18 protein-coding genes are annotated in these 17,478 nt (G+C 73.1%); all 18 read right to left on the minus strand.

The window, feature by feature from the left end:
- Positions 1-7: 7 nt before the first annotated feature.
- Positions 8-1,258 (minus strand): DNA-processing protein DprA, encoded by a 1,251-nt coding sequence (dprA, locus tag CFK38_RS14430; RefSeq protein ID WP_096803697.1) that lies wholly within the window; start codon positions 1,256-1,258, stop codon positions 8-10.
- Positions 1,255-2,796: a YifB family Mg chelatase-like AAA ATPase gene (locus tag CFK38_RS14435; RefSeq protein ID WP_096803698.1), complete on the minus strand. Its 1,542-nt coding sequence runs from the start codon at positions 2,794-2,796 to the stop codon at positions 1,255-1,257. The genes dprA and CFK38_RS14435 overlap by 4 nt, the downstream gene beginning before the upstream one ends.
- Positions 2,796-3,299 (minus strand): YraN family protein, encoded by a 504-nt coding sequence (locus tag CFK38_RS14440; RefSeq protein WP_096803699.1) that lies wholly within the window; start codon positions 3,297-3,299, stop codon positions 2,796-2,798. Before CFK38_RS14440 ends, CFK38_RS14435 begins: the two co-directional genes overlap by 1 nt.
- 97 nt (positions 3,300-3,396) lie before the next feature.
- Positions 3,397-3,699, minus strand: coding sequence for a DUF2469 domain-containing protein (locus tag CFK38_RS14445; RefSeq protein WP_096803700.1), 303 nt, complete (start codon positions 3,697-3,699; stop codon positions 3,397-3,399).
- Positions 3,696-4,550, minus strand: coding sequence for a ribonuclease HII (locus CFK38_RS14450; protein WP_096803701.1), 855 nt, complete (start codon positions 4,548-4,550; stop codon positions 3,696-3,698). The genes CFK38_RS14445 and CFK38_RS14450 overlap by 4 nt, the downstream gene beginning before the upstream one ends.
- Positions 4,547-5,326 (minus strand): signal peptidase I, encoded by a 780-nt coding sequence (lepB, locus tag CFK38_RS14455; RefSeq protein ID WP_096803702.1) that lies wholly within the window; start codon positions 5,324-5,326, stop codon positions 4,547-4,549. Before lepB (CFK38_RS14455) ends, CFK38_RS14450 begins: the two co-directional genes overlap by 4 nt.
- A 30-nt stretch (positions 5,327-5,356) precedes the next feature.
- Positions 5,357-5,935, minus strand: coding sequence for a signal peptidase I (gene lepB, locus CFK38_RS14460; RefSeq protein WP_096803703.1), 579 nt, complete (start codon positions 5,933-5,935; stop codon positions 5,357-5,359).
- Positions 5,936-5,943: 8 nt separating this feature from the next.
- Complete coding sequence (rplS, locus tag CFK38_RS14465; protein WP_089065816.1) at positions 5,944-6,294, minus strand: 50S ribosomal protein L19; 351 nt, start codon at positions 6,292-6,294, stop codon at positions 5,944-5,946.
- 321 nt (positions 6,295-6,615) lie between these two features.
- Positions 6,616-7,365 carry a tRNA (guanosine(37)-N1)-methyltransferase TrmD gene (trmD, locus tag CFK38_RS14470; protein WP_096803704.1) on the minus strand — a complete coding sequence of 250 codons (750 nt, stop codon included), beginning with the start codon at positions 7,363-7,365 and terminating at the stop codon, positions 6,616-6,618.
- Positions 7,366-7,373: 8 nt separating this feature from the next.
- Entirely contained in the window at positions 7,374-7,958 is a 585-nt protein-coding gene (gene rimM, locus CFK38_RS14475; RefSeq protein ID WP_096803705.1) for a ribosome maturation factor RimM, read from the minus strand.
- The gene (locus tag CFK38_RS14480) at positions 7,955-8,833 is read right to left on the minus strand and encodes a hypothetical protein (RefSeq protein WP_245851094.1); all 879 of its coding nucleotides are present in this window, start codon (positions 8,831-8,833) and stop codon (positions 7,955-7,957) included. Before CFK38_RS14480 ends, rimM begins: the two co-directional genes overlap by 4 nt.
- Positions 8,834-8,957: 124 nt before the next feature.
- Entirely contained in the window at positions 8,958-9,200 is a 243-nt protein-coding gene (locus CFK38_RS14485) for an RNA-binding protein (RefSeq protein WP_096803707.1), read from the minus strand.
- A 1-nt stretch (position 9,201) separates the two neighbouring features.
- Complete coding sequence (rpsP, locus tag CFK38_RS14490; protein ID WP_096803708.1) at positions 9,202-9,681, minus strand: 30S ribosomal protein S16; 480 nt, start codon at positions 9,679-9,681, stop codon at positions 9,202-9,204.
- 262 nt (positions 9,682-9,943) lie between these two features.
- Positions 9,944-11,068, minus strand: a complete 1,125-nt coding sequence (locus CFK38_RS14495) for an amidohydrolase family protein (protein ID WP_096803709.1) — start codon at positions 11,066-11,068, stop codon at positions 9,944-9,946.
- Positions 11,069-11,511: 443 nt separating this feature from the next.
- A complete protein-coding gene (gene ffh / locus CFK38_RS14500; RefSeq protein ID WP_096803710.1) occupies positions 11,512-13,107 on the minus strand; it encodes a signal recognition particle protein in 1,596 nt (531 codons plus the stop codon).
- 153 nt (positions 13,108-13,260) lie between these two features.
- Positions 13,261-15,606, minus strand: coding sequence for a [protein-PII] uridylyltransferase family protein (locus CFK38_RS17795; RefSeq protein WP_096803711.1), 2,346 nt, complete (start codon positions 15,604-15,606; stop codon positions 13,261-13,263).
- A complete protein-coding gene (locus CFK38_RS14510) occupies positions 15,596-15,934 on the minus strand; it encodes a P-II family nitrogen regulator (RefSeq protein WP_096803712.1) in 339 nt (112 codons plus the stop codon). Before CFK38_RS14510 ends, CFK38_RS17795 begins: the two co-directional genes overlap by 11 nt.
- Complete coding sequence (locus CFK38_RS14515; protein WP_096803713.1) at positions 15,931-17,331, minus strand: ammonium transporter; 1,401 nt, start codon at positions 17,329-17,331, stop codon at positions 15,931-15,933. Before CFK38_RS14515 ends, CFK38_RS14510 begins: the two co-directional genes overlap by 4 nt.
- Positions 17,332-17,478: the final 147 nt, after the last annotated feature.

Genomic DNA, 17,478 nt, shown 5'->3' on the forward strand with positions numbered 1-17,478 from the left:
CGCCGCGTCAGGAGGCGGCGCGGGCGCGCCGTGCCCGCTGCGAGGACCGCGCCACCAGACCCAGCAGCTCGAGACGGGCCAGGGCCGCGTCCACCTCCGCGGGCCTGTAGCCGACCTCGTCCGCGATCCGGGCCTCGGCGATGCTGGAGCGCGGCGGGACCGCGTCGAGGATCCGGCGGTCCGCGGGGGTCAGCAGGTCCAGTTCGTCCTGGACGGCGAATCCGCTCTCACCGGAGGCGGGCCCACCGGGGAGCAGATCCAGCAGATCCCCGGGCTCCGTGATGAGCACGGCTCCCCGGTCGCGGAGCAGGCGGTGACACCCGGCGCTCGCGGCGGAGGTGACCGGTCCGGGGACGGCTCCGATCGGGCGGGAGAGCTCATCGGCCAGACGGGCGGTGGACAGGGCTCCCGAGCGCCACGAGGCCTCGACCACGACGGTCGTCCGCGACAGTGCGGCGATCAGCCGATTGCGGGCCAGGAAGCGCCACCGGGTCGGGGCGGTCCCCGGCGGCGCCTCGCTGACCAGCAGATGCCGCTCTCGGATCGTCTCCAGCAGCTGGGTGTTGCCCCGTGGATAGAGGCGATCCAGCCCTCCCGCCAGCACCGCGATGGTGGCGCCTCCGTCGGCGGCCAGCGCACCGCGATGGGCTGCGGCATCGATGCCGTAGGCCCCGCCGGAGACGACGGTGCCGCCGCCGGCGGCGAAGGCCGAGGCCAGCATCGCCGCGGTGTCCTCGCCGTACGGGGTGGAGGCCCGGGAACCGACCAGCGCTGCGGCGCGGGCGCCCAGCAGGGCATCCAGACGCCCGGGGCCCTGGACCCAGAGGCAGTGCGGGGCGGTCTCCTGCAGGTCCCCCAGCAGCTCCGGCCATTCGCCGTCGTGCGGGGTGAGGATGCGGATCCCGCCGCGCTCGGCATCCGCGCGCACCACATCGACGTCGATGCGTGCCAGGCGTGCGGTCCAGCGCTCGATCGCCCGCACCGTCCGGGAACTCGGTGAGCCGTGCGCGGGATCCGCGGCCTGACCGGGGAGCCGCCCGCCCAGCTCACGAAGCAGCGTGGCCGCGTCCCCGCTCCGGACGAGCTCCAGCGCGGCGGCGGGACCGAGCACGGCGCAGGCGGCGAAGGCGGTCAGGTCGGAGGGCTCGGCCATCAGCGACCAGGTGATCCGCGCGCTGCGGTCGTCCTCGCGGGTCGCGCTCGCGAGGGTCTCGAGCGGTGCGGGGTCCGGGACGGTCGTGGGGTCGTGAGCGGTCATCGCGGGTCTCCTTCGCGCAGGGTGAGGGCCTGACCGATGTGTTCGGCGGCGGGACGGTCGGCATCGTCGAGGTCCGCGAGCGTCCAGGCCAGGCGCAGCACGCGATCGTGGCCGCGCAGGGTGAGCCGGCCCTGGGCGACGGCGTGGTCCAGCAGGCGGCGCTCGGAGCGCTCGGGGGCGAACTCCCTGCGCAGCAGAGGTCCGGGGAGCTGGGCGTTCAGACTCCACGTCCGCCCCTCGAAGCGGCGGTGCTGACGCTCGCGGGCCGCACTGACCCGCTCCGCGATCACGGCGCTCGACTCCCCCGGCATGCCGCCGCTGCCGTGCACATCGACCGGGCCCACCTCGACGCGCATGTCCACCCGGTCCAGGACCGGGCCGGAGAGCCGCGCCCGGTAGCGGCGGCGCTGCAGCGGTGTGCAGCTGCAGGCATCGCCCTTGCCCCAGGCCTTCCCGCACGGGCAGGGATTGGCGGCCAGCACCAGCTGGAACCGGGCCGGGTACCGGGTGACTCCCCGGGTGCGGTGGAGAGTGATGTCCCCGGTCTCGAGAGGCTCGCGCAGCGCCTCGAGCACGCGGGAGGGGAATTCCGGGGCCTCGTCGAGGAACAGCACTCCGGCATGCGCCCGGGAGATCGCCCCGGGACGGGCCAGGCCCGCGCCGCCCCCGACCACGGCCGCGACGGAGGCGGTGTGGTGCGGGCTCTCGAAGGGTGGCGTCCGCAGCAGCCCGGCACCGGCGTCGAATCGGCCGGTCAGGGAATGGATCGCGGAGACCGTCTGGGCGTCCGCGGATCCCAGTGCCGGCAGGATGCTCGGCAGTCGCGAGGCGATCATGGTCTTGCCCGCCCCCGGCGGTCCGGCCAGCAGCAGATGGTGGGCTCCGGCAGCGGCGACCTCCGCCGCGTGCCGCGCCGTGGCCTGGCCCAGGACGTCGGCGAAGTCCGGTCGATGGGCCGGCGGCGGGGCCGGGGCGGTCGCCGGCAGGCCGGTGATCGACGGCGGCCTCGCCGGGGAGGGCGGGACATCGGCGCCGAAGCGATGCAGGAGCTCGGTGAGGTCCCCGGCGCCCGCGATGTCCATACCGTCGACGAGCTGCGCCTCGGGCAGGTTCTCCTCCGGGACGACCGCGCGGGTGAGGCCGTGGGCGCGGGCGGCGAGGAGGGCCGGCAGGATCCCGGGGATCGGCCGCACCCGGCCGTCCAGCCCCAGCTCTCCCAGCAGCACCAGGTCCGCCGGGACGTGGGCGAGCAGGTCGCCCTGGGCGTCGAGCACCGCCATGGCGATGGCGAGGTCGAAGCCGGAGCCGTGCTTCGGACGCCAGGCCGGGGTCATGTTGACCGTGATCCGGCGCGCGGCGAGGCGGATGCCGCTGCGGGCGGAGGCGGCGCGGACCCGGTCCCGGGCCTGGAGCGTGGAGGAGTCGGGCAGCCCCACCACGGAGAATGCGGGCAGTCCCGGGGAGACGTCGGCCTCGACCTCCACCAGGGTGCCGTCGAGCCCGAGCAGACTGACCGAGAGGGTGCGCGCGTGGCCCATCAGGACACCGCCTCGAGGTGCTCGATCGCGAAGGTGCCGTCGAGACGGGCGTGCACGGCGACGACGTCGATCCGCACGTCACGATGCGGGGTCGAGCGCTCCATCAGGTACTCGCCGGCCAGCCGGCGCAGGCGCCGCAGCTTGTCCGGGGTGACAGCGGCCTGGGGCACGCCGGTGACGAAGGAGCGCCGGGTCTTGACCTCGACGAAGACGAGCGTGGTGTGCGCCAGCGCCACGATGTCCAGCTCGCCGTGCCGCAGGCGCAGGTTGCGCTCCACGATCTGCCAGCCGCAGGCGCCCAGGTGAGCGGCGGCGAGGTCCTCTCCGGCGCGTCCGAGCTCACCGGTGGTCATATCGCGCACCCGGCGGGGCGGCGGGGCGGCGACCGGTCCCGTCGTGGGCGGGTCCGCGGCCGCCCCGGGCAGCGGAGCGGGGTCCGGGGCGTCCACGGGGCCGGCGGCTGGACGGGGGGCGGGTCGAGGACTCTTCGCGAGGCTGTTCATGCGGCCAGCGTGACCGGATCCGCGGGTCGGCGCAGTGGCTGCGCCGCGAGTGGGGACGGAGGGGCGCTGTGGAGGAACGGTGCGCCGCCGCCGGAGGTCAGGGCAGGGAGATGTCCTGCTTGTTGAGCTCCTCGACGTTGACGTCCTTGAACGTCACCACCCGCACCGAGCGCACGAAGCGGTTCGAGCGGTAGATGTCCCACACCCAGACGTCGGCGAGCCGCAGCTCGTAGAAGACCTCACCACCACCGGAGCGGACCTGCAGATCCACCTGGTTGGCGAGATAGAAGCGACGCTCGGTCTCGACCACGTAGGTGAACAGGCTGACCACGTCGCGATACTCGCGGAACAGCTGGAGTTCGAGGTCGGACTCAAAGTTCTCGAGTTCCTGGGCGCTCACCGACGCTCCTTCCCATCCTGCGGGTGCCATTGGTCGTCCCACAGTACGCCAGCGTCGATGGACTCCGAGGTCGTCGCGGGCACAGCGGGCCCCCGAGGCGCCGGGGCCTCCGGGCGAACGGCGGGCATCGACGGAGCGAGCGCGGGGGCCGTGGGCACGACGGCGGGGCCCGGCTGCTCGACGGCGGGCCGGGAGCCGAGCCGCCAGCTGCGCCGGTGGTGCTCATGGACGCCGCGCAGGTCGATCGCCTCGCGGTGGGCCGCGGAGCCGTAGCCCTTGTTCGCGGCCCAGCAGTAGTGGGGGGCCTGCGCATCGAGCTCGACCATGTGCGCGTCCCGCGCCACCTTGGCCAGGATGCTGGCCGCGGCCACGCTCGCACAGTCGCGATCCGCCGCCACCTGCAGGTGGACCAGCGGCGCGGGACGCTCCGCCATCGCGAGCGACGCGGAGAGGACGTCGACATCGCCGTCGAGCACGATCGCGTCGACCGCGCCGTCCAGCTCGATCGCCTCCAGGGCGCGCAGAGCGGCGCGGGTCAGCGCGGGCATGATCCCGAGCTCGTCGATCTCGGCCGGGCTCGCCCAGCCCACGGCACCGGCATGCACGGAGTCCAGGATGGGGTCCACGAGCGCCTCGCGGCGGCGAGCGCTCAGCCGCTTGGAGTCCCGGACGCCCGCGGGCAGCGGGACGATGGCCCCGTCGAGCACCTCGAGCGCGCAGGCGCCCACGGCGACGGGGCCCGCCAGCGCGCCACGGCCCACCTCGTCGATCCCCACGATGAGGCGTCGACCGGCCCCGCAGCGAGTTGCGAGGGCCCGCTCCACCTCGAGGGTCGGGACGGTGACGGTCACGGCCGGTCCGGCACGTCGGAGAAGGTCCCGCGGCCGTCGTTCAGACGGTGCCAGCTGCTGATCGGCCAGAAGATGACCTCGGCCCGGCCGGTGATGTCGGACTCGTCCACGAAACCGCCGTCGCCCCGGATCTCGTGCCAGGCCGAGTCGGCGGAGGCGTAGCGGTTGTCGCCCATCACCCACACCTTGCCCTCGGGCACCGTGACGTCGAAGGCCGCCTGGCAGGCTGGGGTCTCCGGAGAGATGTACGGCTCATCGAGCGTCACCCCGTTGACCTCGAGCGCCGCCCCCTCGGAGTCACAGACGACGTGATCGCCACCCACCCCGATCAGTCGCTTGACCAGATGGTCCTGCGAGGGGTCCGGGGCCAGTCCGACGAGGCTCAGCAGCATCATCACCCGTACCCGCGGGGTGGGGTTCTCGGTGGCGTCCCCGGGGATCCAGTCGTCCGGGTCCTCGAAGACGATGACGTCGCCGCGGTGGAGATCGAAGACGCCGGGGCTGAGCTTGGAGACCAGGATCTTGTCGTTCTCCAGCAGCGTCGGGTTCATCGATGCCGAGGGGATGTAGAACGGCTGGATCAGGAAGGTCTTGACCAGCACCGCGATCAGCAGCGCGACCACCATGGTGACCACGGTGTCGAGCCACAGCGGCATGCGCTGGCGGCGGGGTCTGCGCGACCCGTCGCGCCCCGCGCCCCGGGCTGCGGGGTCCGCACCGGCTGCGGGGTCCTCGTGGTGGGGCTCCGCAGGACGGGAATCGTGGGACGCGTTCATCGCGGTGATCCTATCGGCAGATGCTGGGGGTCAGAGCGCACCGCGGCGAGTGAGAGGCCACACGATGCGGTCCGCCTCCCCCACCACGCGGTCCACCGGGATCATGCCGCCGCCCGGCGCGCCCAGCAGGTGCCTGGAGTCGGTGGAGTCGCTCCGGTTGTCACCGAGGACGAACATGTGCCCTTCGGGGACCCGCAGATCGAACTCGATCTCGCTGGGCGCCGTGCCCTCGGGCAGGTAGGGCTCCTCCAGTGGAACCCCATCGACGGTGATCGCCCCGTCCGGTGCGCAGCACTGCACCCGCTCGCCGCCGACGGCGATGACGCGCTTGACCCAGAACCGGTCCCCGTCCGCCGCCGAGGGGGCGAAGTACCCGCGCCCGTCGAAGACGACGATCTCGCCGCGCTCCGCGGTGCCGCGGGAGGAGCGGTCGACCAGCAGCACGTCACCGGGTTGGATCGCCGGCGCCATCGAGGCCGAGGGGACGCGGAAGGGCTGGGCCACGTAGTGCCGCACCAGCAGCGCGCCGGCCAGCAGCAGCACGACGCAGACGGCGGCGACCACCACCGGGTGGGGCCGCCGCCGTCCGTCCACGCTGTCGCAGGACATGCCTGAGATCAGGAGTGGCTGCGCTTCTCCTTGATGCGGGCCTTCTTGCCCGTGAGGTTGCGCAGGTAGTACAGCTTCGCGCGGCGCACGTCGCCGCGGGTGACGACCTCGATCTTGTCGACGGTCGGGGCGTGCACGGGGAACACGCGCTCGACGCCGACGCCGAAGGAGATCTTGCGGACGCGGAAGGTCTCGCCCACGCCGTGGCCCTGACGGCCGATGACGTAGCCCTGGAAGATCTGGATACGAGAGCGATTGCCCTCGATGACCTTCACGTGCACCTTGACGTTGTCGCCGGCGCGGAAGGCGGGGACGTCCTCGCGCAGGGACGCCTTGTCGAGCTCATCGAGCTTCTGCATAGTCTTTCTCCAGCCCTCCGCCTCAGGTCGGACGGCGTCGTTCGCGGGACTCCCCGAGGCGGGTGTCCATCTGGAACCGTCGATCCGGCGGGGAGCAGGCTCCCCGTACCGGTGTGCTGGGCCTCTGGCGGCGACTCCCATCGCCACGGACCTGCCCGACCGCTTGCTGCGCCCTCCCCTGAGGCAGAGGGGCGCGCGGTGCGCACGAGGGGTCATTCTGCCAGCGCGACGCCTGCGCGGCAAGCTCGGCGCTCCCCGACCGTGCTGGCCATCACCGTGACGGGGTGTCCGCTGCGCCACGGTCCGGCGTCCCGGGCAGGCTCAGGACCCGGCGGCGTCCTCGTCGAGCGGCGCCAGCAGGTCGGGCCGACGCTCCCGGGTGCGGGCCTCGGACTGCTCCTGGCGCCAGGCCGCGATCTTCCCGTGGTCCCCCGACAGCAGGATCGGCGGCGCCTCGCGGACCACCCCGGCGGGGTCGGTCCAGCTCGCCGGGCGGGTGAAGACCGGGTACTCGAGCAGCCCTGCGGCGTGGGACTCCTCGATCAACGACTCGGCGTTGCCGACCACGCCCGGCACCAGGCGCACCACGGCCTCGGTGATCGCGAGCACTGCGACCTCGCCGCCGTTGAGCACGTAGTCGCCGAGGGAGGCCAGGGCCACCTCGCACCCGACGTCGGCCAGGTGCTGGTAGACGCGTTCGTCGATGCCCTCGTAGCGCCCGCAGGCGAACACCAGCCACTCGCACCGAGACCACTCCTGCGCCGTGCTCTGGGCGAAGGGCTCACCTGCCGGATTCGGGAAGATGATCAGCGGTTCGACGTCGGTCCCCAGCGCCGCCTGCCCGGACTCGCGCACCCCGGAGAAGGCGGCCGCCCAGGGTTCGGGCTTCATCACCATGCCGGCACCGCCGCCGAGCGGGCTGTCGTCGACCGTGCGATGACGATCATGGGTCCACTGCCGCAGGTCGTGCACGTGCAGGTCCACGAGACCCTCACGGCGGGCCCTGCCGATCAGCGACAGCTCCAGCGGCGTGAGGTACTCGGGGAAGATCGTGATGACGTCGATGCGCATGGTGGTCCTCAGCGCTGCGTGCGGGAGGGTGCGGAGGTCTCGGGCTCAGGGCCCTGCTCGTCCTCGGGGAGGGCGTCGAACAGCCCCCCGGGCGGATCGGCGAGCACCACGCCCGCCTCGAGATCCACCTCGGGCACGAGCTCCTCGACCAGGGGCAGCTGCACGCGGCGACGGTCGGTGGTGCGCACGATCAGCAGATCCTGCGCGGGGTAGTGCTCGATCCCGACCACCGTGCCGAGCTCGCGCCCGTCGATGTGCTCGACGCGCAGGCCCTGCAGCTGCGAGGGGTACCAGGCATCGGGGTCCTCGTCGGACTCCTGCTGGGCATCGACCCCGATCTGCAGGTCGATGCCGCGCAGGGACTCGGCGTCGCTGCGGTCGGCGACCTCGTCGAAGTGCACGTACCAGCGGTCCTGCTGCGTCCGGGTGCTCCCCACGGTCAGGGAGCGAGGGCGCCCCGCGGCCTCGACCGTGAAGACGGTGCCGGGCTGCAGCCGCTCCCGGGGCTGGTCGGTGCGCACGATCAGCGCGACCTCGCCGCGCAGCCCGTGGGCCCTGCCGATGGTCGCGACGATGACGTCGAGCGTGCTCATGAGCGTCCTCCAAGGTTCGTGCCGTGCTGGTCCCCGGCGCTGGCGCCGAGGACCGCGTCGTTGTCGATCTCCCCGGTTCCCGGGGAGGAGTAGCCGATCGCCTCGCAGGCGGTGCCGAGCTCGGTCAGCGGTCCGCTCAGCCCGTCGGACCAGGTGTCGCCCTCCAGCGCATCCTGGAACGGGGCGCGCACCTGCTCGAGCGCGGAGCGCACCGCATCGTCGTCCACCGCGGCGATCTCCGCTGCCAACAGTCCGGCGGTGTCCCGCAGGTCCTGCTCCCGGCCGGCCGGGACCGCACGGGGCGACAGGCCCACGAGCTTGAACATGTTCGAGGTCAGCACGTTGGCATTGGCGAAATGGGTGAGGGTTCCGGGGGTGTCGAAGACGTCGGCGCAGACCAGGGCCGCGGGCTTGGTGCCGTCCTCCCCCGGCGCCACGGCCCACTGCGCCGCCGCCGAGACCTCCTGGCAGCTGGCCGCCAGACCCTCCCAGGCGGTGCGGAACGCGTCCAGATCCGCCTCGGCGCCGCGGACGGGCTCGGCGCGGAACCAGTCGGCCAGAACCGCTGCGGTCCCCTGCGCCGATGCGGGCGCCCCCTCGAAGGCGGTCTCGATGTCGTCGCCGGTGAGGGCGAAGAAGTCCGGATCCGAGGGGCCGACCTCGGGGGCGGACGCGGCCCGCGCCAGAACGGTCCGGGACAGAGGGTCCGCGTACTCGGGATCGCCCCAGAAGGTGGTGCAGGCCGTGCTCAGTCCGGCCGCGTCCTCGGCCTCCGGGGCCGCCGTGGGCGCGAGGCCCGACCCGGCGTCCGACGGGGACGGAGCTGATCCCTGCCCCGCGGCGCCGCATCCGCCCAGCAGCACCGCCAGAGCCACCAGTGCCGGCCCGGTCGGGCCCGGGCCGCGGCGCCGCCGTCCGGGCCGTGAATGCCAGGAGCGGTGCTGCCCGGACCTCTCGGTCCGTTCGGCAGCACCGCTCCTCGGAGTGGCTCGCGGCACCTCAGCGCCGGTCGACGTCGACGATGTCGACCCGCACGTCATCATCCGACAGGGCGGCCGTCACCGTGCGCAGAGCGCGGGCGGTGCGACCGGACCGGCCGATCACTCGGCCGAGGTCGGCGGCGCCGACCCTGACCTCGAGCAGCGGGCCGCGACGAGTGGACTTCTCGGTCACGGCCACGGCATCCGGATCATCGACGATGCCGCGGACGAGATGGTCGAGGGCGTCGGCGCGGGAGCTCATGTCAGGCCTCGTCGGTCGCCGCGGCGTCGGCGTCCTCGGTGGTCTCGCCCTCGGCCGGAGCCTCCTCGGAGCCAGCCTCGATCGCGGAGGACTCGGAGTCCTTCGTGGCCTTGGCCTTCTTCGCGCCCTCGCGGGATTCGGCGGCGGCCTTGTCGGCGTCGGCAATGAGCTCCTCGGCGGTCTTCTTCGCCCCGGAGCCCTTCATCGAGCCGGCGGCGTCGCCCTCGCCCTTGAACTTCGCCCAGTCACCGGTGACCTTCAGCAGGGCGGTGACCTGCTCGGTCGGCTGGGCACCGACGCCGAGCCAGTACTGCGCACGCTCGGACTCGACCTCGATGAACGAGGGCTCCTCGGTGGGGTGGTACTGGCCGATCTGCTCGATCACGGCGCCGTCGCGCTTCTTGCGCGAATCGGCGACGACGATGCGGTAGTGCGGTGCACGGATCTTGCCCATGCGCTTCAGACGGATCTTGACAGCCACGTGGGTGGACTCTCCTTCAGGGATGTTCGGGTGAGTCCCGCCGCAGCCTGTGGGGTCATGCGGGCGCTGACGGTCCTCGGGGTGTCGCGCACGGACGGGTAGAGGGCCGGTCCGTGCACATACAGGGACTGAGTATGCCAGGCGAAGCGCCCCCGGCACCAGCCGCGAGCATGTGCACCAGGGCACACGCGACGCCGGGCCCGGTGCGCCGGGCCGGTCGGGCGGAGCCGGGCCGGCCGTGCGCGGCCGCTCCCCGGAGCGTTCAGGCGACGATCCGCCCTCCCAGCACGACGTGGCTCCGCTCGCGCAGGGCGCGATGGTCCGGGCGCGGGTCACGGGGCAGGACCACCAGATCGGCCGGGGCCCCGTCCTCCAGACCGGGCACCCGCAGGAATCGACGGGCCGCCCAGGTCGCGGCGTCCAGGATGGTGAGGGCGTCGAGCCCCGCCCGCGCGAACTCGTCCAGTTCGTCATGGATGATGCCGTGGCCGAGCACTCCCCCGGCGTCGGTGCCCACCAGCAGCTGCACCCCGGCGTCATGCGCGTCGCGGGTGCGCTGATACCGGGCTGCCCGGAGGCGACGCATATGCGCGGCGTAGTCGGGGAACTTCGTGGCCCCCTGGCTCGCATAGCTCTCGAACTCGCCGACGTTGACCAGCGTGGAGACCACGGGGACACCGGCCTCGGCGGCACGGATGATCGTCTCGTCGGTGAGTCCGGTGGCGTGCTCGAGGCAGTCGAATCCGGCATCGAGGGCGAGCGGCAGGGTCGATTCATCGAAGGTGTGGGTCGTGATCCGGGCCCCCGCATGATGGGCGGCGCGGGCTGCGGCCTGGAAGTCCTCGGCCTCCCAGCACGGGGTGAGGTCACCGACGTCGCGGTCGATCCAATCGCCCACCAGCTTCACCCAGCCGTCTCCCCGCTCTGCTTGCCGGATCACGGCCGCCGGGAGCTGCTCGGGTTCCAGCTCGTCGGCGTATCCGCGCAGGTAGCGGCGGGTGCGGGCGAGGTGGCGGCCGCAGCGGATCAGGCGCGGCAGATCGGACTGCCGCTGCAGCGGCGAGGTGTCGGTGATCGAGCCGGCATCCCGGATCAGCAGCACGCCGGTGTCCCGGTTCGTCAACGCCTGCTCTCGTGCGGTCTCCAGGGTGGTGCCCCCTCCGCCGTCGCCGATCCCGAGGTGGCAGTGCAGGTCCGCGAGGCCCGGGATCACGTAGCCGTCGATCTCCTGCGTCTCGGTGCCCGCCGGCAGCTCAGGACGGCCGTGATGGATCCGCCCGTCGACCACCCAGGCGTCGAGGAGCTCCTGGTCGGGGCCGAGCAGGACCGGACCGCGCAGATGGAGGACGGGGTCCTGCTGAGCAGTGGACGTCCGGGCGGCACTCATGGCTCCGAGCCTATCCGGGACAGGGTGCCGGATCAGAGGTCTTCACCGCAGTTCTCGGCCCGCGGCACCGGAGTTCGTCGACGGCCTCTTCCAGGATGTGGAAGCTGCCCTCGACCCGCACGGTCGTCGGAGTCCGGCCGCGGAGCGAGCGCGACGGTGGATGATCTCCTCGACGCGGAGAGCGAGGTCCTGCGGTCGGTGGAGATCTGCCGTGGAGGAACGGTCGGTCGGCACCGCCGGCGCCGTCACCCGTGATCCCGTGATCGCCGGCGACCTGCCGACCGTCGTGCGCCGCCCGCAGAAGCCTGCGGCCCGCCTCGACATCAGGTTGGTCGACAGGGTGTTCCAAGCTCTGGAACGTTTCGTCGATCACAAGGACTCCGCGCGGAACGCGAAGGTGGCCGGGCAGCGCGGGGAACGAGCTCGCCCTCCCGCGGCGCGGGTCACTTGCCGCCGAGGAGCTTCTGCATCTCCGGCGGGAGCTGGTTGGGGTCGAAGTCCGACAGGTCCGGCTGGCCGGCCTGCTGGGCACCGCCGCCGAAGGCAGAACCGCCCTGGCCGCCCGCGGTCGCCTTCTTCGCGGCCTCGGCCTGCTCGCGTGCGGCCTTGGCGGGATTCTTGGACTTGGACTTCTTGACCTGCTTCTGCGGGGCCTGCTTGCCGCGGGACTTCTTGCCCATGCCCATGCCGGGGCCGCCGGGCATCCCGGGCATGCCGCCGCCGGCACCACCCGCCATGCCTCTGCCCATCGACCGCATCATGGTCTGGGCCTGCTTGAACCGCTCCAGCAGCTGGTTGATCTGCTGGACGCTGGTGCCGGAGCCCTTGGCGATGCGGTTGCGGCGCGAGCCGTTGATGACCTTGGGGTTGGTGCGCTCCTCGGGCGTCATCGAACGGATGATCGCCTCGACCTTGCCGATCTCGGCCTCGTCGAAGTTCTCCAGGGCCTCGCGATGCTGGCCCATGTTCGGCAGCATCCCGAGCATCTTCTTGATGTTGCCCATGTTCTTGAGCTGCTGCATCTGGGACAGGAAGTCGTCGAGGGTGAAGTCCTCGCCGGAGGCCAGCTTCGCGGCGGCCTTCTCGGCCTCCTCCTGGTCGAACGCCTTCTCGGCCTGCTCGATCAGGGTGAGCACGTCACCCATGTCGAGGATGCGGTTGGCCATGCGATCCGGATGGAAGCGCTCGAACTCGTCGAGGCTCTCACCGGTGGAGGCGAACAGGATCGGCCGCTGGGTCACGCCGGTGATGGACAGCGCGGCACCGCCGCGGGCATCGCCGTCGAGCTTGGAGAGCACCACGCCGGTGAAGCCGACGCCGTCACGGAAGGCCTCGGCGACGCGGGCGGCGTCCTGGCCGATCATCGCGTCGACCACGAACAGGGTCTCGTCGGGATCGACGGCGTCGCGGATGTTCCGCGCCTGCTCCATCATCTCCTCGTCGATGCCGAGGCGACCGGCGGTGTCGACGATGACCACGTCGTGCTGCTGGAACTGCGCGGTCGAGACACCGTTCATCGCCACCAGCACCGGGTCGCCCACACCGTTGCCCGGCTCGGGCGCGAACACCGGCACCCCGGCGCGCTCGCCGACGACCTGCAGCTGGGTCACGGCGTTGGGGCGCTGGAGGTCGGCGGCGACCAGCAAGGGGGTGTGCCCCTGGGACTTCATCCACGTCGCCAGCTTGCCGGCGAGGGTGGTCTTGCCGGCGCCCTGGAGGCCGGCCAGCATGATGACGGTGGGCGGATTCTTGGCGAAGTGGAGCTCACCGGTGGCGCCGCCGAGCACCTCGACCAGCTCGTCGTTGACGATCTTGACGACCTGCTGGGCAGGATTGAGCGCTTTGGAGACCTCTTCGCCCAGGGCCCGCTCGCGGACCCGGCCGGTGAACTCGCGCACCACCGAGACGGCGACGTCGGCGTCGAGCAGGGCACGGCGGATCTCGCGGATCGTCTTGTCGACGTCCGCTTCGGTGAGGCGGCCATGGCCGCGCAGACCCTTCAGCGATGCTGTGATGCGATCGGAGAGGTTGTTGAACACGAAGCGCTTCCCCTTGGTCGTATGGACCGCATCAGTGTAGTGCGCCGGAGGCGGTCACCCCAGGATGCGCGGTCAGACCCACAGGAGAGAACCGCCACCCCGCCCGGTGCGCCCCCTCCGGCCGGCCGAGCTCGCCCCCGCCGGCCACCTCACTCAGGTCTCGGCGGCCTCCATCAGCGCCGCCACGATCCTGCCCGTGGCGGGCGGATCCAGTGCGCGGCCGTGCTGGTCGGTGAGGTAGAGCACGTCCACGGCCCGACGGCCCAGCGTCATCACGTGCGCACTGCGCACCTGCATGCCGTGCAGGGTGATCACCTCGGCCACATCGGCCAGCAGGCTGGGGCGGTTGCGGGCGTTGACCTGGACCACGGTCGCCTCCCGGGACGCGCCGGGCAGCAGCGTCACCACCGGGGTGTCCTCGGTGGTGCGAGGCGGGAGCGCGGCCGGCAGCTCGAGCACGCGGGCGTCGGCCCGGTCGCGGTGGGCGAGCTCGCGCTCCAGCGCCGTGCGCAGCACCGAGGGATGGGGCAGGTCGGCGGGTGCGGCCGCGACCCACCAGGTGTTCACGGCGATCCCGTCGCCGGTGGTGACCACGGCGCTGTGCACGTCCAGCCGCAGCCGCACCAGCACCCTCGCCATCGCCGCGAACACTCCGGCGCCGTCCGGGGCGCCCAGGCAGATCTGGGAGATCGGCTCGGCCTCGAGGTGCGCGGGGTAGAGCACCTGCGCGCTGCCGGTGCGGCGCACCGCGGCCCGCACCGTCTCCTGGGCCGAGCGCTGCGGGGCGAGCCGGGTGCGCGGGGCGGGGGCGGTGCCGCTGAGGGCGGAGCGGGCCAGCGAGGTGAGGTGGTCGACGAGATCGGTGCGCCAGGTGGACCAGGCCGCGGGACCGGCGGCGATCGCGTCGGCCTCGGTGAGGGCGCGCAGCAGCTCGAGGGTCCCCAGGTCCTGGTCGACGGCATGCAGCAGGTCCCGCAGGGTCGCGGGGTCGGCGAGGTCGCGGCCGGTGGCGAGGTCGACGAGGGTGAGGTGCTCGCGCACGAGCGTCGCGACGGTGCGGGCGTCGTCCGCCTCGACGCCGAGGTGGAGCGCGGCCGCCTCGGCGAGCGCGGCGCCCTCGGCCGCATGGTCCCGGGCGCCGGCGCGCTTGCCGAGATCGTGGAGCAGGGCGGCGAGCAGCAGCAGGTCGGGGCGGCTGACCCGGGCCAGGAAGCGCTGCGCCTCGAGCACGGTCTCGATCTGGTGGCGGTCCACGGTGAAGCGGTGCACGGCGGAGCGCTGGGGTCGGTTGCGGATCTCCTCCCAGCCCGGCACCCAGCGGGCCACGATCCCCTTCACGTCGAGTGCCTCGTAGGTGTCGGCGAGGTGCTCGCCGGCGAGCGCGTCGACCAGCACGTCGCGCTGGGCCGGGCCGAGGGTGCCGATGGGCGCCTGCGCCATGCGGGCGAGGGTGGCGGCCGACAGCGGCAGCCCGGTGGTGGCGGCATGGCGGACCGCCGCGACGTCCCGCAGCGGGTCCGTGGAGTCGGGATCGACGGAGACCTCGCCGGTCTGCACCAGCACGCCGTGGGCCAGGCGCTGCAGGGCGGGACGGCGGGCGGTGCCGGCGCCGCGGGTGGCGGAGCCGCCGGGGGCCAGCCCCGCCTCGGCGGCGCGCACCGCACGGTGCAGCTCCCAGGTCACCGCGCGGGCGGCATCGGCCAGCACCCGGTGGTGCTCGTCGGCGGTGGCGTGGCCGGTCAGGGCTGCGACCGCCTCCTGGTCGGCGCGGCGCAGCCGGGTGCCGGAGGTGCCGGTGACGGCCTGCAGCGCGTCGCGGGCATCGCGCAGGACGGTCGCGGCGGCATCGACCACGGCGTGGTCGTGGTCGGCCAGCCAGCTCTCGGCGAGGGCGCGGATCACGGTGATGTCCCGCAGCCCGCCGCGGTCGGACTTCAGGTTCGGCTCCGAGGAGTGGGCGAGGGAGCCGTAGCGGCGCTGCCGGTCGGTCGCGAGGGCCGCCAGCTCCCCCACTCGGCGCCTCGCCTCCCGGCGCCACTGGATGCGCACCCGGGCGGCGGTGTCCTGGACCAGCTGCGCGTCCCCGGCGATCAGGCGCAGATCCAGCAGTGAGATCGCCGCCCGCAGATCCGTCCGGGCGACGTCCGCGCACTCCGCGGGGCTGCGCACCGCATGGTCCAGGGAGGTGCCGGAGTCCCAGATCGGGTACCACAGGGCCGTGGCGAGCTGCTCGGCGCGCTCCGCGTGGACCTGCGCGGGGTCGAGCAGCAGCACCAGGTCCAGGTCGCTCGCCGGTCCCAGGGAGCGGCGACCCAGGGAGCCGATGGCGGCCAATGCGGCGCCCTGCGCGGGGCCTTCGGCCCTCCCCCACAGTGTGCGCAGCCAGTCGTCCACCAGGTCGGACTGGGCGCGGCGGCGGGAGGGGCCGACGGTGGGGTCCGCGAAGCCCTCGTGGAGCACCTGGGTGATCCGTCGGGCCGCGAGCGGGTCAGAGGGCATCCGCCCCCCGTTCGCCGGTGCGGACCCGGACCACAGTGCCGACGTCGCTGCTCCACACCTTGCCGTCCCCGATCCGTCCGCTGCGCGCGGTGGCGACGACGAGATCGATGACCGCCTCCTCGTCCTCCTCGCGGGCGAGGATCTCGAGTCTGAGCTTGGGGATGGTGTCGATCCGGTACTCGGCACCCCGGTACACCTCGGTGTGCCCGCCCTGCCGGCCGAAGCCGGCGACCTCGGTGACGGTGAGCCCGGTGATCCCGTATTCGCGCAGGGCATCGGCGACCGGCTGGAGGGCATGGGGCTGGATGATCGCGGTGATGAGCTTCATCGGTTCTCTCCTGCGGTGAGCGGGCGGGCGGCGTCCGCGGCGGAGGGGACCGTCCCGGCATCGGCCGGGAGGGAGCTGCGCGGCTCGGGGCCGGTGGTGCGGGGCGAGAAGGACTCGGGCCGGACGTGCGGGGACCGCTCCCGTCGGGCGGCGAGAGCACCGCCCAGATCGTAACCGGCCTCGGCGTGCTGGGAGATGTCGATCCCGGCGAGCTCCTGGTCCTCGGGGATCCTCCAGCCCATCGTGTGCTGGAGCGCCAGGGCGATCACCGCCGTGAGCACACCGGAGAAGAGCATCGCCGCCAGGGCGACCAGGACCTGCACGGCCAGGAGGGAGAACCCGCCGCCGAGCAGCAGCCCCCCGTCCGCCGCGAGGACACCGATGCCCACGGTGCCGACGAGCCCGCCGACCAGGTGCACCCCGACCACGTCGAGGGAGTCGTCGATGCCCAGACGGTGCTTCAGGCCCACGGCGAGAGCGCAGGCCAGGCCCGCGGCCCCGCCGAGGACGATCGAGGTCGACGGGGTCAGCGCCGCGGCCGCCGGGGTGATCGCGACCAGTCCCGCCACGACGCCGGAGGCCATGCCCAGCGAGGTGACGTGGGAGTCCCGCACGCGCTCCACCAGTGCCCAGGCGAGCATCGCCCCGGCCGTGGCGACGGTCGTGTTGACCCAGGCCAGGCCCGCAGTGCCATCGGCCGTCCCGGCGCTGCCGGCATTGAAACCGAACCAGCCGAACCACAGCAGCGCGGCCCCCAGCATCACCAGCGGCAGGTTGTGGGGCTTCATCGGCTGGCTGCCGAAGCCCTTGCGGGCGCCGACGACGAGGGCGAGCACCAGCCCGGCGACGCCGGCGTTGATGTGCACGACGGTGCCGCCGGCGAAGTCGACGGGCTCCGCGATCGCGGCGAAGGGGCCGTCGCCGCCGAGCAGCCCGCCGCCCCAGACCATGTGGGCGAGCGGGGCGTAGACGACGAGCACCCAGATGGCCGCGAACACCAGCCAGGTGCCGAGCTTGACCCGGTCGGCGATCGCCCCGGAGATCAGAGCGGTGGAGATGATGGCGAAGGTCATCTGGAATCCGGCGGCGACCAGGAACGGGACGCCGCTGCCGGCGAGCAGCGACTCCTCGTCGGTGCCGGTCAGCCCGAGGTGCTGCAGCGGGTGGCCCAGGACTCCGCCGAGGTCGTCGCCGAAGGCGATCGAGTACCCGGCCAGGGTCCAGGCGACCGCGACCACCGCCATCGCCCCGAAGGACATCAGCATCATGTTCAGCACGGTGCGGGCGCGCACCATACCGCCGTAGAAGAGGGACAGGCCGGGGGTCATGAGCAGCACCAGGGCCGCGCTGGTGAGGATCCAGGCGGTGGCTCCGGTGTCGAGGTCGAAGGGCTCCATGGCAGCTCCTGGAGGGAGGAGGGCCGGTCCGGGTGCGAGGTCCTCGGCCCCGGACCGAACGGCCGTGCGGGCCGTGGCCTCATGGTGCGTCCGCGCGGTGCGAACACCTCGACCGAGGTGCCGCCGTGACCGTTCCGTGACCTGCCG

The sequence above is a fragment of the Brachybacterium vulturis genome (assembly GCF_002407185.1).
In the GTDB taxonomy this organism is placed as follows: domain Bacteria; phylum Actinomycetota; class Actinomycetes; order Actinomycetales; family Dermabacteraceae; genus Brachybacterium; species Brachybacterium vulturis.

What these genes read in the sequence shown, in the direction of transcription:
- dprA (WP_096803697.1), bottom strand. Translation starts at nt 1,258, where the DNA reads ATGACCGCTCACGACCCCACGACCGTCCCGGACCCCGCACCGCTCGAG.
- CFK38_RS14435 (WP_096803698.1), bottom strand. Translation starts at nt 2,796, where the DNA reads ATGGGCCACGCGCGCACCCTCTCGGTCAGTCTGCTCGGGCTCGACGGC.
- CFK38_RS14440 (WP_096803699.1), bottom strand. Translation starts at nt 3,299, where the DNA reads ATGAACAGCCTCGCGAAGAGTCCTCGACCCGCCCCCCGTCCAGCCGCC.
- lepB (WP_096803702.1), bottom strand. Translation starts at nt 5,326, where the DNA reads ATGAACGCGTCCCACGATTCCCGTCCTGCGGAGCCCCACCACGAGGAC.
- lepB (WP_096803703.1), bottom strand. Translation starts at nt 5,935, where the DNA reads ATGTCCTGCGACAGCGTGGACGGACGGCGGCGGCCCCACCCGGTGGTG.
- rplS (WP_089065816.1), bottom strand. Translation starts at nt 6,294, where the DNA reads ATGCAGAAGCTCGATGAGCTCGACAAGGCGTCCCTGCGCGAGGACGTC.
- trmD (WP_096803704.1), bottom strand. Translation starts at nt 7,365, where the DNA reads ATGCGCATCGACGTCATCACGATCTTCCCCGAGTACCTCACGCCGCTG.
- rimM (WP_096803705.1), bottom strand. Translation starts at nt 7,958, where the DNA reads ATGAGCACGCTCGACGTCATCGTCGCGACCATCGGCAGGGCCCACGGG.
- CFK38_RS14485 (WP_096803707.1), bottom strand. Translation starts at nt 9,200, where the DNA reads ATGAGCTCCCGCGCCGACGCCCTCGACCATCTCGTCCGCGGCATCGTC.
- CFK38_RS14495 (WP_096803709.1), bottom strand. Translation starts at nt 11,068, where the DNA reads ATGAGTGCCGCCCGGACGTCCACTGCTCAGCAGGACCCCGTCCTCCAT.
- CFK38_RS17795 (WP_096803711.1), bottom strand. Translation starts at nt 15,606, where the DNA reads ATGCCCTCTGACCCGCTCGCGGCCCGACGGATCACCCAGGTGCTCCAC.
- CFK38_RS14510 (WP_096803712.1), bottom strand. Translation starts at nt 15,934, where the DNA reads ATGAAGCTCATCACCGCGATCATCCAGCCCCATGCCCTCCAGCCGGTC.
- CFK38_RS14515 (WP_096803713.1), bottom strand. Translation starts at nt 17,331, where the DNA reads ATGGAGCCCTTCGACCTCGACACCGGAGCCACCGCCTGGATCCTCACC.